Raw genomic sequence first — 16,122 nt, forward strand, 5'->3', positions numbered from 1 at the left:
GCCCGCCGGTGACGACCAAGTTCCCGCGCCAGCGGCTACGGCGCGCGGCCGGGCAGATTCTGGGGATTGAGCGGATGCTCACCGAAGACCGCTCGTGCGAAGACGAGCTGATCCAGATTGCCGCCCCGTCTCCACAGACCGGCGCACGTCCCACGGAACATCGAATCGCGCCCGATGCCGACCCATAGCAGGAATAGGCACCGACCGCGCCAGCTCACCTCCGTCTGGGCGCGTGAGGCACGCAGGTGGTTCGGGGACCGCTGTGTGACAGGCGGACAGGTCGTAGACGGTCAGGCGCTCCGTGTCGGCAAGCCGGCCGCGGTCCTGTGTCTCGGCGTGGTCGCTGTGGTGGATGGCGGTGCCCGGTGGCGGCGGGCCGGGACGCGACGGTTGCCGCGCCCGGCCGTTCGGGAGCACGTTTCGTCCCAGCAGGCCGTAGGCGGCGCCGTCGACGGTTTCTGGTTCAGCAACAGATCCACCAGGCTGCGCAGACCGTGGTGAAGTGGTGCCCGTTGGCCAGGGTGCCGCTGGCCTGCCCGTCAAAGGTCGCCAGCCCGGTGGCGGTGGGAACGCGCTCGGCGTCGGCCGGCCGCCCCCGGACAAGCCAAGGGCACCAAGCCCGACACGCTGTTCCTGCAGGGAATGACCCAGCACCACCAGGGCGCCAACGACATGGCCAACACTGAACTGACCCAGGGCGGCAACCCCGACACCAGGACGCTCGCGCGGAAAATCGTCGACGCGCAGCAGGCCGAGATCATCGAGATGCGGGGACTGCTGAACAAGGGCTGACCGGAGTCCGCGGTGCGGAACCCACGTCACGGCAGATGCCGTGGACATGGCGAGTGCAATGGGGAAAGAAGCACTCCCGCCACACCGAACGGCGCACCCAAGGGGTGCACCACTCATCAGTTCTCGGCACAACATCAGAGGAAGGCCATGGGCATCCGTAGCCCTTGCCGGAATTCTGGGCGGCGCCCTGTAACAACCTACTACGCAAAATAGTCTTAAGAGACGTAGTGTTCGCCCGGCTCGGTGCGTTGCCAGGCGGCCCGGCAACACCACGGAGGCATGGATGGCATTGACCAGCGCGAAACGCCCGGTCGACCGAACTGGACGCCCGTCGCGTGACAGTTGGGTCGTGTCCCAGTACGCGGACGCTGCTGCGGCGTCTGGGTATGCCGCCCTGCACAACGGCAGGGGACCGCAGGCTCGGTATTTCCGCTCGCGACTGTACGTCGTCGACGAGTCGCTTCGAAGGTGCCCCGGTGGCGACCTTCTCGACGTCGGCTGCGGCCCCGGCGTGCTGGTAGGCCGCCTGCTCGACACTCGTCCGGGGAACTTCCGGATCACGGCATGCGACCGGTCGCCGGCCATGATCGAGACCGTTGCCCAACGTGCCGGAGAATCTGGAGATGTTCGGCTGTCGGTGGCACGTATCGAAGAGATGCCATTCCAGGACCGAAGCTTCGACGTAGTCCTGGCCACCGGGGTGCTGGAGTACGCGGACGTTGGTTGCGCGCTGCACGAAATTGCACGGGTTGTCCGTCCCGGCGGGCTGGTCGTCGTGACAATGCTCAATCCGATGAGCCCTTATCGCGTCTTCGAATGGTTCGCCTACTGGCCTGCCCTGCGCCTGCTGGGGCGTCTGGAGGGTCTGCTCGGCGTGCCGGTCGCGCGTCGGCACGGGGCGCCGAAATCCGGCATCCGCGCGCGGACTGCGACCCGGATGGGCCGGCTGATGCACGACACCGGGCTGGAGCGCGAGGACCTGGTGTACTACGACCTGACGCCCCTGGTGCCTCCCTTTGACAAACTGATCCGGCGATGGACCAGTCGGTGGCGAAGTCATCCCGAAACGACGGTGAGCCGGGGAGTATGCCGATGGCTGGGCACCGGTTACCTCATAGCCGCTCGACGAACCAAATAGCGACTGGACCGGGCGTGACCCAGACTGTCAACTAAGTGTGATAGTAGTTTGGCGTGCAGAACCCCGCCATCCGGCAGAGGGGCACAGGGACAGTGGGGAAACCGGCGAGATACCTGGTTCCCTCAATGGACAATGCTGCACCGACGGCCGCCAATATAGAGAACGACGGCACCTCGGGCCAGCATCACGGCGGTGCGGGTTGTCCGGCGACCGCGAGACGCAGTTCGTTCCCACGTCGGCGGGGACCAGCGTGGACGTCGAGGTCAGCTTGACGCAGGGGCGGGCCGCAGTCGGCCAATCAATGGTCACGGCTCGTCTCGCTGTTGACCAGTCGCGAAGTCGACCTGGTCGCGTGTGGCGACGACAGCGCGCTCGGCACCACGGTCGATACGTTGCGCGCCAACGTGGATCGCCCCGCGGTAGAAGGCGACATCCGCGTCACCGGGACCACCCCGGTACCCGTGCAACCACAAGCAGCCAGACGCTCGACCCGACGGGGACGAAGATGGCACTGCTGACCGCCTGGTCTCACGGGGATCTTACCCAGCTGCCAGCGAACGCCATCCAGCCGAAGCCCATAGCTGACGCGCGAAGTCGGCGGGTCACAATTCGCTACCACGCGCTACAACGCCGCGTATTTCTCGGGAATGACGGATGCAGGACACAAAGAACACAGTTCCTATATCAGCCACTACCCGGCGGCCCACGAGACGACCGCGTTCCAGAACCCGGACGGCAGTAGCGTGATCGACCTGAAGTACACCGACAACCGCGCGACCGGGGTGGCGATTCAGACCACCTGGACGCCTTCGCCGATCATCGTGTGGTCCCGGGGCACGAAACATGTCAACGTCGAATTGGTTCCCGAACCCGGCACGACTATGTCCACCCGCTCACGGTCGCACAAACCAGCGGGCGGAGCGTGCAAACCGGCGCAGGGCAAGCAGGGCAGCCCCGTTTCACCCCGTCGGACACCCGGGTGATCCGCGCCCTCGACGGCACCGAGATCGACCACACGACCCGGAACGTCCGGTAAAACCGCAAGCACACCGTCGTCTGTTCGCGAGACGCACGGACAGTACCGGACAATCACACCACCGTGCTCGTGGTCCTGTTCTTCGACAGGCTTCACACGAGCCGCCATATACTATTGATGTTCGTAGATGAGCCACTACCGCCCCGAGGGAGTCATGACACCTGCCGAACGCCTGCCGCTGGCATTGGGCCGCCGGATGAACCGTCGCGGATTCCTCGCTCTGGGCGCGAGCACGACCGCGGCGCTCGGCCTGGCCGCCTGTTCGTCCGGGAGCAGCGTCGGCTCGGGCACCAAGATTCGGCCGACGTCGCCGCTGGTGGCCCAGGCGGAGCAGGCCCGGTGCGCCGTCAACGCTGCCACTACGGATGCCGCCCTCGACGCGAGGCTCGCCGAGGTGGATCTCGGTGGAGTCCAGGTGAGCACCTGGGCGTTCAACGGCGAACTGCCGGGCAAGGAGATCCGGCTCAAGCGGGGTGATGTGCTGCGGGCCAAGCTGAGCAACCGGCTCGCAGAGCCGACGACGATCCATTGGCATGGTCTAGCTTTGCGCAACGACATGGACGGGGTCCCGGATGTCACCCAGTCCGCCATCGCGGCGGGCAGCGATTTCACTTACGAGTTCACCGTGCCCGAAGCAGGCACCTTCTTCTTCCATCCCCATGTCGGCGTCCAGCTCGACCGCGGCCTGTACGCCCCGCTTATCGTGGAGGACCCTAGCGACGGCGCCGGCTATGACACCGAACTGGTGATCGTGCTCGACGACTGGATCGACGGCACCGGCACCACGCCCGACGCCGTGCTGGACAACCTGAAGGCCAATGGCATGGTCATGGGCGGCTCGACGTCCTCGGCGATGCCCGGTATGTCAGGGATGCCGGGCATGGACATGCCGGGTATGGGCAGCACGCCGACGAGCTCGGGTATGTCCGGCATGAGCATGGCCAAATCCGACCTGCTCGGCGGTGACGCCGGGGACGTCACCTACCCCTACATGCTGGCCAACGGCCGGGTCGGTACCGCGCCGCAGACCTTCGCGAGCAAGGCCGGGCAGCGGATCCGATTACGACTGATCAACGCGGCCGCCGACACCGCCTTCCGGGTCGGCGTTCCCGGTGTCCCCATGGACATCACCCACACGGACGGCTTTCCGGCAGTCGCCCCCAACCAGGCCGACGCCGTGCTGCTCGGGATGGGGGAACGGATCGACGCCGTGATCACCGTGCCCGATAAGGGAGTACCGGTGCTCGCGGTGGCCGAGGGCAAGAACGCCTACGCCCAGGTGCTCGTACATTCCGGCGCGAGCCGTGTCGGCACGGCGAACGACAGGGCGGTCGAGCAGTTGAAAATGGCCAAGGTAACTACTGTCGCCGGCTTCACCGCTGCGCCGGCGGTCGCGCTGGCGGACACGCCGCCCGATGTCACGCACGATCTGGTGCTGGCCGGACCCGGCGGCAAGTATGACTGGACGATCAACGGCAAGGCCTACAACCCCAACGACGGCCTGCCGATCCGGCAGGGGCAAAGGGTACGGCTGCGGTTCGTGAACAACACGGACATGTACCACCCGATGCACCTGCACGGTCACACCTTCCAGGTGCGAGGCCAGAACGGCACGGGTCCGCGTAAGGACACCGCGATCGTGCGGCCGCGCACGACGCTGGAAGTCGACTTCGACGCGAACAACCCCGGCCAGTGGCTGTCGCACTGTCACAATGCCTATCACGGTGAGGCCGGGATGATGACCGTGGTGTCCTATGTGGAATAGGCGCGCCCGCCGGTGGGGCGCCGCCTTCACGGCGGCGGGCCTGAGCGTGCTCGTGGTAGGTGTACCAGGCGAGTCGATTAGGCGCGGGTGTGGTTCAGCGCCCGGCGTCGCCGCGTCGACCGAGGAGCCGGCGCAGCCCAAAGAGGATGGCGGGTGCGGCCGCGTGGGCGAGGACGACCAAGACCGGAATGGCCACCACGCCGACAGCGCTCCAGCCCAGCCAGCGCAAGGCCGCCACCATGGCACCGCCCAGCCCCAGGTGCGCAACCACCAGCAGCGCGATGCCCACTACGCCCAGCGTGGTGAGGATCGTCGTCCTGCGGTGCCCCTGCCGGCGCCCCGATGGCGGCGGCTCGCTGGGGGCTTCCGCTTCGCCAGACTGCAGCACGTCGTGCCAGTGCACCTTGAGGTGGTCGCGCCTGCCGAACCTGCTGAGGTTCCAGGTGATGACATCCTGGATCCGTCGCAGGTTCTGCTGGTCGGCGGCTTGGGCGCGCAGAATCAACGCACCCGGCGTGGCTTGCGCGACGCACTGGCCCCATGGGTCGAAAGTGACGGCGCCGTCGGTGTCGGACCATTCGGCATCGACGCGGGCCGGCAGCTCGCGGGGCGCCCGCGGATCACCGGCGAGGTGACTGCGCGGCCGGTGACCTAGACGCTGGCTCATCCGGCTGGCATGCCGGCACAACTGGACGAGATACCGGCTCGGCCGTTCGGTCTCAACTCGGGCTTCCGCAGTCAACATGACATTCCTTCCCATACCGAAGCTCAGATCCGGGTGGCCGCAACCAGCCAGGCCCGGATGCCGTCCGGTTCGGTGGTGACCTCGATCGTGCTGGCCTCGATCGAGTCGATCCGCCAGCCCTCGGCGAGGGAGGCGGTGATCTCGTCCCGCGTCAACCGGTGCGGCCCCCAGTCGCCGGGCTGCTGGTCGCTGAAGCCCAACATGAAGTAGCGGCCGCCGGGCCGCAGCACGGACCGCAGACTTGCGACGAAGGCCGAGCGGTCGGCGTCGCCGAAGATGTGAAACAGGCCGCAGTCGAGCATGGTGTCGAAGAGTTCTCCGAGATCAGCCAAGTACCGCCCGTCCTGACTGAGGAACCGCGCTGTCAGCCCACGGGTGCGCGCCTTGTCCCTCGCCGCGCGCAGTGCGTTGGAGGCGAGGTCGACACCGGTGACGTCCAGGCCGCGGCTGGCACACATCAGCACGTGCTCGCCGGTCCCGCACCCGACGTCGAGCACCCGGCCCCGGATGACACCGGCGTCGGCGAGGGCGAGGAACACCGGTTGGGGACGGCCAATGTCCCACGGCGGCGGGCTGGCGTACAAGTCCTCCGAGCTCCTCGGCGCCACCGAACCGGGATACGGGTGGGGAGGTGAACCGGCCATGAGCCTCTCCTTCGCGTTTATGCATGGCTGCCGCCGTCGATCCCGACCGCCGTCAATCTATCGAGACACACTGTCTATAGTCAATCGAGGGTGTCTCCACCGTGATCGGTACGTATAGTTGAAGCGTGCCGAAGCTGTGGAACGAGACGATCGCGGCCCACCGCCGGGAGGTGCGCGAGGCGACTCTGGACGCCACGGCGGCGCTCGTGGCCGAACACGGGCTGCGGGCCGTCACCATGTCGCAGGTCGCCGAGAAGGCCGGCATCGGGCGCGCCACGCTGTACAAGTATTTCCCCGACATCGAAACGATCCTGCGTGCCTGGCACGAGCGTCAGATCAGCGCGCACCTCGACCAGCTCGCCCGTGTCCGTGACGACGCCGGCAGCCCTGCCGAGCGCCTCGACGTCGTCCTGCGCGCCTACGCCCACATCTCGCACGGAACCCGCCGGCATCACAGCAGCGAACTCGCGGCGTTCCTGCATCGCGATGAGCAGATCATCGGTGCGCAGCGGCAGTTGCGCGACTTGATCCGGGATCTGCTCGCGGAGGCGGCGGCTGCCGGCGATGTGCGCGACGATGTCGCCCCGGAAGAACTCGCCGGCTACTGCCTGCACGCCCTCGCCGCGGCTGGCGATCTCTCGTCCCCGAAGGCCATCGACCGCCTCGTCGCAGTCACCCTCGCGGGACTACATCCCCGGCACCACAAGGCCACCTGAGACCGCCTGAGCCATTCCCGACCGGGGCATCCTGTTCCTGGCAGCCGCGATCGTCACCTGCTCGGCCGACAAGGGCCTCTTAAGTGCCGAGGCACACGTCGGACAGCGGGCGCACACCTACCGCGCCGCCGGTGCCCCCGCGGATTTCCTCGCCGTGGCCAGCCGCCGGGAGGCCAGTGAGGTGGTGGCCCGCTATGGCGACGCGGCGCTCGCGGCCTTCGCCGCCCAGCTCGGTGACCTGACTGACGAGCAGCGGCGCCGGCTGGAAGAGCTGGGTTCGTCTACTATTTACCTACGTAGATCGTGGGGTGTGGCGGGCGTTGGTCGATCGAGGAGTCAGGTATGCGGTGGTCATGGGGGCCGATGGACCGTCGTGGCGGTCCCTGCCGCTCTGACGCTGGCTTCGTGCAGCGGCGGTAAGGACGCGGTGAGCCAGTGGAGCTCTACTGTCCGGTCGGCAACCACAAGGAACAAGGCATGGACATCACGATCACCGTCGGTGCTGCCGGCACCTCGTGGCCGCCGCCGAGCGGTGGCGGCCATTGACAACCAGGCCGAGCGGTGGTTCAGGCCGGTGCGCCGACGGCGCTGCGGAAGCGGCGCAGCCGCAGGCTGTTGGACACCACGAACACCGAGGAGAACGCCATCGCCGCGCCCGCGATCATCGGGTTGAGCAGCCCGAGCGCCGCCAGCGGCAGGGCGGCGACGTTGTAGGCGAAGGCCCAGAACAGGTTGCCCTTGATGGTCGCGAGGGTGCGTCGTGACAACCGGATCGCGTCGACCGCCGCGCGCAGGTCACCGCGGACCAGGGTGAGATCGCTCGCCTCGATCGCCACATCGGTGCCGGTGCCCATGGCCAGGCCGAGATCGGCCTGGGAGAGGGCGGCCGCGTCGTTGACGCCGTCACCGACCATGGCCACCACGCGGCCTTCCCGCTGCAACCGGGCAACCACGTCGACCTTGTCCTTCGGCAGCACCTCCGCGATCGCCTCGCCGATGCCGACCTCCGCGGCCACCGCGCGGGCGGCGGCCTCGTTGTCTCCGGTCAGGAGCACGGGCGTCAGGCCGAGGTCACGCAGTTCCCGCACCGCCTGCGCGGAGGTCGGCTTGATCGTGTCGGCGACGACCAGCACGCCGCGCGCCTGACTGTCCCAGGCGACGAGCACCGCGGTCCGGCCTTGCCGTTCCGCCTCGCTTTTCGCGGCCGCCAGGGTGCCGTTGAGGTGGATGCTCCACTGTTCGAGCAGCGCGGTGCGGCCGACCACGACGGCCTTGCCGCCCACCACACCCTGCACGCCGAGTCCTTCCTCGTTGCGGAAGTCCTGCACGGCCGGCAGCTCACCGACACGTTCCCGGGCGCCGGCGGCGATAGCCTTCGCGATCGGATGCTCGGAGCCGTCCTCCAACGCACCGGCCACGCGCAGGACCTCCCGCTGGCCCAGGCCCCCGGCCGCGTGGACGTCCACCAGCGACATGCGGCCGGTGGTGACGGTGCCGGTCTTGTCCAGCACCACGGTGTCGACCTTGCGGGTGGACTCCAGCACCTCCGGCCCCTTGATCAGGATGCCGAGCTGCGCGCCCCGGCCGGTGCCCACCATCAACGCGGTGGGTGTGGCCAGCCCGAGCGCACACGGGCAGGCGATGATCAGCACCGCGACCGCGGTGGTGAACGCGGCGGTCGCCCCGGCCCCGGTGACCAGCCACACGACCAGCGTGACCGCGGCCAGGGCGATCACGATCGGCACGAACACCGCGGACACGCGGTCGGCCAGCCGTTGCACGGCCGCCTTGCCGTTCTGCGCGTCCTCGACGAGCTTGGCCATCTGCGCCAGCTGCGTATCCGACCCGACCCGGGTGGCCCGAACCACCAAGCGGCCCCCGGCGTTGACCGTGGCGCCGACGACGTTTCCGCCCGGCCGCACCTCCACCGGAACGGATTCGCCGGTGAGCATGCCGGCATCGACCGCGGAACTGCCGTCGACCACGACGCCGTCGGTGGCGATCTTCTCCCCGGGCCGCACCACGAACTCATCGCCCACCCGCAGCTCGTCGATGCTGATCCGCACCTCGCGGCCGCCCCGCAGCGCCGCGACGTCCTTCGCACCCAGCTCCAGCAGCGCCCGCAGGGCGGCCCCGGCGCGGCGCTTGGAGCGGGCCTCGAAGTAGCGCCCGGCCAGAATCGCCGCGGTCACACCGGCGGCGACTTCCAGGTAGATGGTGCTGGCGCCGGTGCCGCGTTCGGCGATCAGGTCGAAGCCGTGCCGCATGCCGGGCATTCCGGCCATCCCGAAGAACAACGCGTACAGCGACCAGCCGAACGCGGCCGAGACCCCCAGGGAGATCAGCGTGTCCATGGTGGCGGCGCCGTGCCGGAGGTTGGTCCAGGCGGCCTGGTGGAAGGGCCACGCGCCCCACACCACGACCGGCGCGGCCAGCGTGAGCGAGAGCCACTGCCAGTTGGTGAACTGCAGCGCGGGGATCATCGCCAGCACGATCACCGGCACGGCCAGCACCGCGGAAGTGATCAGCCGCTGCCGCAACGACCGGGTCGGGTCGTCGAGCTCGCTCTGGCCGCCGGTGGTCTTGGCCAGAGCCTGGGGCGGCGCGGGCAGTGCGGCACTGTAGCCGGCGCCCTCCACGACCTTGACCAGTTCAGCCGGCGAGATCGCGTCGGGATAGCTGACCCTCGCCTTCTCGGTGGCGAAATTGACCGTCGCGGTGACCCCGTCGACCTTGTTCAGCTTGCGCTCGATCCGGGCCGCGCAGGAGGCGCACGTCATGCCGCTGATCGACAGCTCCACCTGCCGTGCTTCCCCGCTCTGTGTCTCCTGGACCGCAGAACTCATCATGCGCCTCCGAAAGTCCTTGTCTGTGAAGAGAATTCGGTGGCCGCTCGGCGAGCGGCGCCCACCGTGCGACCACCGGGTCAACTCACTAGTTCGTAACCGGCCTCGGTCACCGCCGCGGCGACCTTCTCGACCGGGACCGGCTCACCACTGGTGACCGTGCCCGTGGCCAGGTCCACGTCCACGTTCTGCACGCCCTCGATCCCGGCGACCTCCTCGGTCACCGACGCGACACAGTGGCCGCAGGTCATGCCCTTGAGGGTGTAGGTGGATTCCGCCATCGAACGTTCCTCCTCGGACGAGATCGTTGTCGTTGCCAGGAGCGCGCCTCCGCATGCACCCCGGGACACTGCCCCTACCGCCTTTATACCCCATGGGGGTAGTGAAGGCCACCGATGCGAAGTGGTTCCACCCTTACTTGACCCTATACCTATGGGGGGTATATTTTTAGCGGCGACGATGCGAAGGAGTCTGGCGTGGACACATCCGGAGACTCGCACGGAGGGATCGCCCCGGTAGGGGCATGGACGGTCGTGGCCGGCGGCACCGCCGGCCTGGTCGCCACCTACTGGGACGACGCCTGGCACACCGTGCGCGGGCGGGACAGCACGTTCACACCGCCGCATCTGCTGCTCTACACCTCGATGGCGCTGGTCGGCGTGGTGCTGGCGATCTGGGTGCTGAGCACGTTCGGCCGGGTTCGCTCCATCCGCCGTCTGCTGGGCACGCCGGGGCTCGCCTTGGCCGTGGCCGCCGGAGTCGCGACCGCCGGCGCGGCCCCGGTGGACGCGGTGTGGCATGCGGCCTTTGGGCGGGACGCGGTGCTGTGGTCACCGCCGCACCTGGTGTCGGTGCTGGCGACGGCGGTGCTGGTCGTCGCGGTGCTCCTCGGGCTGGGACCGGGGGGGTTCCCGTGCGCTGCGGGCCGCGCTAGGCGCGGCTCTGCTCGGCGCCGCCGAGCTAATCGTGCTGGAGTACGACACCGATGTTCCGCAGTTCTCCGAATCGCTGCACCTGCCGCTGGTGGTGCTCGTCGGGCTGGGCGTGGCATGGATCGCCCGGTCGGTGCCCGGGACACGGGTGCGGTTCGCCTGGTCCGTGCTGGCCTACCTCACGCTGCGGCTCGTACTGCTGATCGCGCTGGCCACGGCAGGGTGGATCGCCCCGGACGTGCCGCTCGCCCTGCTCGGGTTGCTCGTACTCGACCTTCCGCGGCGCCTCGGCCGGACTCGCTGGCCGCTGGCGGGCCTGGCCATGATCGCGCTGCAACTGCTCGCTTCGGCCACCGGCATCAGTTCCGTCGCGGTAGGGCCCACAATCCTGGCCGCGGTGATCCTCACGCCGCTGCTCGTTGTGCTCCTGGTGGCCGCATGGACCCGGAGCCGTGCGGCACAAACCGCCACGTTGCTGGTGGTACTTGCGGCGGCCACGGCGTTGTTCGCGCCAGCAGCCAGGGCACACGATCCCGGCCAAGGTGACGAGGTTGCCACCGCCGAGATGTCCGTGCAGCGCGGGGGAAACAGTCCAACGACCGTCCACATTCGACAGTTCGGCGGCGTGGACCTCGCCGACGTGCGGTCAGTTCAGGTACTGGCGCGCCGGGCAGGCCAGATCGTGTCCGGACCGCTGCGGCGGGACGGCGACGCGTTCACCGGGTCGATCGACCTGCCGGCGGCAAGCATGTGGCTGCTGTACGGGGAGTTGCGGATCCATGACCGGGCGGTCGAAATCTGGCTGCCCGTGCCCCCAGGCAACCCGGCGCTCACCGAGAATCGGCCGGTATACCTACCGGCCGGAGCCGGGCCGCGCCCGGCCAGTGAATACGTCGCGGGCGCAGCGCTGCTGGCCGCCGGGCTCGGGCTGGTGGGCTGGGCGGCCGTAGCGGTTCGCCGGCGCGCAGCACGCGTTCGTTACCACTATTCGTCCTAGTAAGACTGTCCATGGCTGGTGGACGAAGCCCGGGGCCCAGCGGTACTGCGTCAGGCCCCGGGCCTGCTCTCGCCATCAGCCCACGATGCGGCGAGCGCCGATGAAATGGCCGTCCCCCTTCGCCGACCGCACATCCACCAACTCTCCTTCAGTCGGGGCGTCGACCATCTTCCCGCTGCCGACATACATTCCGACGTGGTGGATCGCGGACGGGTTCCCGCTCCCGTCGTCGAAGAACACCAGGTCCCCGGGCTGCATCTGATCCCACGAGACCGGCCTGCCCAGGGTGTACTGGGACCGGCTGGAGTGCGGCAGCGAGATCCCGGCCGCCTTGTAGGCCCACATCGTCAGCCCCGAGCAGTCGAACTCGCTCGGCCCTGCGGCAGCCCACTGGTAGTCGGATCCGCGCTTGGCCAGCGCTGCTTGCAGCGCCGTGTTGGCGGCCCCCGGAGGGCCAAGATAGGACCCGGTGTCCTTGACCGTGCCCATGCCTGCCTTCTGCGCCGGGCTGAGCTGTCGCAGTGCCTGGCGCAGCTGCGCGATCTGGGTGTCCAGCCTGGTCTTGTTCGCCTTGATCTGGCTCATCAGTGTCGCGGCGGCATCGGCCGCGGCGACGGATCGTTCGTGCGCGGCCTGGGCGTCGGCCCGGGCCTGCTCCGCCTGGCTCAGCGCCGTGTTCAGCGCATCGAGCGAACGCTGACGATCGGTGGCGATCATGCTCAGGGCCGACATGCGTTCCAGATAGTCCTGCACCGAGCCGCCGGAAATCACCGCCGACAGTCTGCTCGAGCTCGCCCCTCCCTGGAACGCCTCGGACGCGAACTGGTCCACCTGGACACGGCCGACTGCGACGGCCGCGGCCGCCTGCTGCTTGCGTGCGGTCGCCGCGTTGACCTCGGTCGTGGCCTGGCCGAGTTCGGCGTTGCGCTTGGTGAGGTCGTCCTGCGCCTTGAGGAGGTCTTCGTCAGCCTTCGCCGCCTCCTGGACCAGCTGCTGGTATTGCGTCGCGGGATCCGCGGGGGGTTGCGCGTTGGCCACTGGCACGATGGCGCCGAGGACAAGGACCACACTGATCGCGAACACGCGGCGAACAGTGCGGGTGCGTCGGTGTACCGCCACGTCGCTTGTACCTCCGTTTTCCCGGCTCAGGCCGGAAAATGGCCGAGCCGATCCGAGGTGCGTCCGTTGGTTCCCGGCGCCCCGACAACGCCGGCGGTCATACTAACGGCGGTAGTAGGAGATCATTCGGAGGGGTGAGAAGACCCACTGCACGATCGTGTTCAGTCGCGTTCAGTGACGTGAGGTTGACTTAGATCCCGGTCAGCGGGCAGTCCACGATCGCGATCGACAGTAGGGCGACCGCACTGGCGACAAAGGGCAAGGCCGCAGCGGTGACTCCTGCCGCGCCACAGGCCATCACGCGGCGGAGACCGGCCGGGGGAAGCGCGCCCCCGTCCAACCGGGCCAGGCGCAGATCCACCGCATCGCGGGCCATCGCGAGGCCGGAGGTGGGGGCGCCGCACCCGGAAACTCCCACAAGAGCCGCGCGCACCGCCGGGGCGCCGTATTTGCGGGTGGCAACCACGTCAGCGGCCAGCTCCACCAGTTCACGGAGCGCATCAGGCGCCTGCCGCACCAGCGGCAGGAACGGAAGGGCGGCCCGCAGCGCGTCGGCGAGCGCGATCAGCTGATGATGCCTGCCGGTCAAATGAGCACGCTCATGCTCAAGCACCGCGGCAACGCCATCGCGATCCAGGTGCCGCGCCAACGCGTCGGTCGCGACGATCACGCCACGCTTCCCGCCCAGACTGAAGGCCAGGGGCCGGTCATGCACCAACCACAAGATGGTCGGTGACGCCCCGTCCGGTCGGCCGGCGAACCACAAGGTCTCAAGATGTTCGCGCCGCACGCGTGCCCGGCGCCGGATCCCCCGCGCACCAACCATCACCAGGCGAAGCGCCAAAGCCCCCAGCACCGCCATCCCCAGCAGCCCGCCGAACACTTCGGCCGCGGGAGGCGACCCGTGCTGAATAGCCGTCCAACAGCTGTCCACAGCGGCGAACAACGTGCCCACCGACCCGTGGGTAGGCGTCAACAGCATGACCACGCAGGCCACCGCGGCAAGCGCGACACCCAGCATCGACAACAGCCAGCACGCGATCAACAACACGGGGTCGCGCCGCCGCAGATCCAGCGCACACAGCCTGCCCGGCACCAGCCAGCCCGCCATACCGGCGCCGGCGAGCAGGGACAAGCCCACAATCATCGGCGCCGGGCCTTCCGGCGCAGGCCCTTGCGCAACAACGCCGATTCCTCGTCCGACGCCGATTGAGCGAAGTGCAGCAACACGGCCTCGGGATCTCCGGACGATTCCAGAACATCGCGCACGGCGCGGGCGGCCGCCTCTTCCCGGCTGGTCACCGGTTCGTAAAAGTAGGCCTTGCCGCGAAGCTCACGCTGAACCCAGCCCTTGCGGTGCAAGTTGTCCATCACCGTCATCACCGTCGTATAGGCGAGCTGCTTCGGCGTCTCCAACCGCTCCAGCGTCTCCCGCACCGTGACCGGCTCATCGGACTCCCACAACACCGCCATCACCGCGGATTCGAGGTCACCAAGACCGAACATCCCACTCCCTCGTCTCCACCAGCGACCATCCAGACCGGAATCCAGGATATCGGCATCACCCGATGGCAGGTCCCCGGCCGCTGAGCAGCTCAGCACAGTGCTACCGGCGTCCTCAAGCCCCGCAGCACCATACGCTTCAGGCGGCGCCGGGTGCTCACATCCTGACGATCTCGCGCGGCGGCGAGCACTGGCCTGGAGTTCGCTTGGGCATGACCAACGCCACCCCTGCCTCGGTATCAACGATCCGGGCTGGCACAGGGCGTGGACCCGCCGCACTGCGGGCTGAGAATCCCGGACTGTCGTGGCACCCCCTCAGCGGTCACTTCAAGGATTCGCCAACCATTCTGGGCTGCGGTCGGCATCGACATCCCTGCCAGCGCGTGACAAGAACCGGCTGAGGCCAAACGGCTGCCGTCCACGTCAGCAGCTGCGACATTTGTCACGCCTGCGGTCAAGGTCGGGGATGATGCCGAACCGAGTTCGGACTGGTGTCGCTCGCTCACAAGGACGCAGCAACTGATCACTTCAGCGCACTCGACAGATTTCGCCGCGTGGCGAACACATTCGCGGCAACAGGGGTCCGGGTGTTACTGGCGGACCAGTGCGGCTGGATCAACCTCAAGCGGGAACGGCGCCGCGATGATGCCTGGTCGACCGGCGGAGATTGTCATGGTCTGCACATAGGCACTGCCGCGGAGCTCGGACACGATGACCTGCGGGGTGCTCTCGATTTCCACCCGCCAATACACCGGGATCTTCGTGTCAGCGTAGAGCCCGGGCTTGATCACCCGATCCTGCGGGTGCGTACTGGGCGACACCACCTCGACCACCGCCAGCACCGTGCCCGGCAGATACCGCGTCGGATCGGTGGCAGCGAAACCGCCGTCGACCACAGCGATATCGGGCACGGCCAATCGTCCGCCAGCGATCTCGACATTGACCGCCTCGAGGACCTCCACCGCCGCCCCGGCGGCCACCGCGGCATCATCGAGCAGATTCGCCGACCGGCGGCACACCCGTAGATGCACCGTGCCAGGAGCCGGGCTCACCGTGAGCACGCCGGGCGTGAGTAGCTCGAACCGGGAATGATCACCCGCATCCGACAGCGCCTCGACATCGGCAATCGTCCAGGGCCCGACATGCTCGACCAGAGCGGCACTACCGGCATTGTCCCACGCTGGACGCGACACCCGCCACAACCCAAACACCACCAGAGTTCGCGCGACCATGCGCGATGGCAGTCGCATCCGAGGGACCACGCCGGGCAAACGTGACGTGTCGGGGTCGCGAGGCATCGGCACGGGAGCCGACTCCTTCCCGCCACGTTCGATCCGCTAGGCCCGCTCGATGCCGGGAAGGCGGAACCACACTCGGAACCAGCCACCAGACCCCGAACACGCGCAACCCTCCGGCCACACGGACTTGCCGGCCGCGCCGTCCCAGTTCCAGACCGTACAAGTCGAGGGGCAAGTGCACCCACAACGAAGTCGCGACCTTCTGATCCCCGCCGACCAGGCGTCCGGAGGTTCCAACTTCAGCCCCAACGCAACGCCGGCAACGGCCACCACTTTGGCGCTGTAACGATCATCGTTTCCAGACCAGTCTTTGTGGCGTAACACGTTCTGACCCCAGTCTGTCCATTTAGGACGTCCATCCCCTTCGAATGCTCGCGAGACGTGAAAAGCCCTTGGAAACCGCTCGGGCACCCACCGGCAGGGCCGTTTCAAGATCGTCTTGTGATGTGGCCTGATCGGGTCGGTGTGTCGTGCGGGGTAAGGCAGCGAAGCTCCGGTAGCTGGAGGAGTCCGTCCAAAGACTTCTCACCACGGGAGCTTCGCTGCGTGCTCAGTTTGCCATGGCGTGCGCCGACGAGCCTGTCGCCTGGC

Annotated in this window: 14 protein-coding genes and 1 pseudogene; 7 read left to right on the plus strand and 8 right to left on the minus strand. The window is 68.1% G+C overall.

What is annotated here, in order from left to right; genetic code table 11:
* The first annotated feature begins 8 nt into the window (after positions 1–8).
* From VJT49_RS00975 to VJT49_RS00995, 5 genes and pseudogenes are all read left to right on the plus strand, one after another.
* On the plus strand, positions 9–188 hold the full coding sequence (locus tag VJT49_RS00975) for a metal-sensitive transcriptional regulator (RefSeq protein ID WP_324162147.1): 180 nt from the start codon (positions 9–11) through the stop codon (positions 186–188).
* A gap of 424 nt (positions 189–612) precedes the next feature.
* Positions 613–792, plus strand: a pseudogene (locus VJT49_RS00980) (DUF305 domain-containing protein); the annotation flags it as partial.
* Between the two features lie 283 nt (positions 793–1,075).
* Complete coding sequence (locus tag VJT49_RS00985; protein WP_324162149.1) at positions 1,076–1,930, plus strand: class I SAM-dependent methyltransferase; 855 nt, start codon at positions 1,076–1,078, stop codon at positions 1,928–1,930.
* A gap of 647 nt (positions 1,931–2,577) precedes the next feature.
* Positions 2,578–2,913 (plus strand): hypothetical protein, encoded by a 336-nt coding sequence (locus tag VJT49_RS00990; RefSeq protein WP_324162151.1) that lies wholly within the window; start codon positions 2,578–2,580, stop codon positions 2,911–2,913.
* Between the two features lie 207 nt (positions 2,914–3,120).
* Entirely contained in the window at positions 3,121–4,731 is a 1,611-nt protein-coding gene (locus VJT49_RS00995) for a multicopper oxidase family protein (protein WP_324162153.1), read from the plus strand.
* A 94-nt stretch (positions 4,732–4,825) separates the two neighbouring features.
* On the opposite strand, the gene VJT49_RS01000 is transcribed toward VJT49_RS00995, so the two are convergent.
* The gene (locus tag VJT49_RS01000) at positions 4,826–5,476 is read right to left on the minus strand and encodes a DUF2218 domain-containing protein (protein WP_324162155.1); all 651 of its coding nucleotides are present in this window, start codon (positions 5,474–5,476) and stop codon (positions 4,826–4,828) included.
* Between the two features lie 23 nt (positions 5,477–5,499).
* Positions 5,500–6,120 carry a class I SAM-dependent methyltransferase gene (locus tag VJT49_RS01005; protein WP_324162157.1) on the minus strand — a complete coding sequence of 207 codons (621 nt, stop codon included), beginning with the start codon at positions 6,118–6,120 and terminating at the stop codon, positions 5,500–5,502.
* Positions 6,121–6,245: 125 nt separating this feature from the next.
* On the opposite strand from VJT49_RS01005, the gene VJT49_RS01010 reads away from it, so the two are divergent.
* The gene (locus VJT49_RS01010; RefSeq protein ID WP_324162159.1) at positions 6,246–6,836 is read left to right on the plus strand and encodes a TetR/AcrR family transcriptional regulator; all 591 of its coding nucleotides are present in this window, start codon (positions 6,246–6,248) and stop codon (positions 6,834–6,836) included.
* Between the two features lie 566 nt (positions 6,837–7,402).
* Here the strand turns inward: VJT49_RS01010 and VJT49_RS01015 are convergent.
* Positions 7,403–9,682: a heavy metal translocating P-type ATPase gene (locus tag VJT49_RS01015; protein WP_324162175.1), complete on the minus strand. Its 2,280-nt coding sequence runs from the start codon at positions 9,680–9,682 to the stop codon at positions 7,403–7,405.
* 80 nt (positions 9,683–9,762) lie between these two features.
* Positions 9,763–9,963, minus strand: a complete 201-nt coding sequence (locus VJT49_RS01020; RefSeq protein WP_324162161.1) for a heavy-metal-associated domain-containing protein — start codon at positions 9,961–9,963, stop codon at positions 9,763–9,765.
* Between the two features lie 685 nt (positions 9,964–10,648).
* On the opposite strand from VJT49_RS01020, the gene VJT49_RS01025 reads away from it, so the two are divergent.
* Positions 10,649–11,611: a hypothetical protein gene (locus VJT49_RS01025; protein ID WP_324162163.1), complete on the plus strand. Its 963-nt coding sequence runs from the start codon at positions 10,649–10,651 to the stop codon at positions 11,609–11,611.
* 75 nt (positions 11,612–11,686) lie between these two features.
* Here VJT49_RS01025 and VJT49_RS01030 read toward each other — a convergent pair whose 3' ends face one another.
* The 4 genes from VJT49_RS01030 to VJT49_RS01045 all read right to left on the minus strand — a co-directional run bounded on the left by VJT49_RS01030 (position 11,687) and on the right by VJT49_RS01045 (position 15,483).
* Positions 11,687–12,694, minus strand: coding sequence for a C40 family peptidase (locus VJT49_RS01030; RefSeq protein ID WP_324162165.1), 1,008 nt, complete (start codon positions 12,692–12,694; stop codon positions 11,687–11,689).
* Positions 12,695–12,920: 226 nt separating this feature from the next.
* Positions 12,921–13,871, minus strand: coding sequence for a M56 family metallopeptidase (locus tag VJT49_RS01035; protein WP_324162177.1), 951 nt, complete (start codon positions 13,869–13,871; stop codon positions 12,921–12,923).
* A 2-nt stretch (positions 13,872–13,873) separates the two neighbouring features.
* Positions 13,874–14,236 carry a BlaI/MecI/CopY family transcriptional regulator gene (locus VJT49_RS01040; RefSeq protein WP_324162167.1) on the minus strand — a complete coding sequence of 121 codons (363 nt, stop codon included), beginning with the start codon at positions 14,234–14,236 and terminating at the stop codon, positions 13,874–13,876.
* A gap of 587 nt (positions 14,237–14,823) precedes the next feature.
* Positions 14,824–15,483, minus strand: coding sequence for a Uma2 family endonuclease (locus VJT49_RS01045; RefSeq protein ID WP_324162169.1), 660 nt, complete (start codon positions 15,481–15,483; stop codon positions 14,824–14,826).
* Positions 15,484–16,122 lie beyond the last annotated feature (639 nt).

This window comes from Amycolatopsis sp. (genome assembly GCF_035276945.1).
Classification (GTDB): Bacteria; Actinomycetota; Actinomycetes; order Mycobacteriales; family Pseudonocardiaceae; genus Amycolatopsis_E.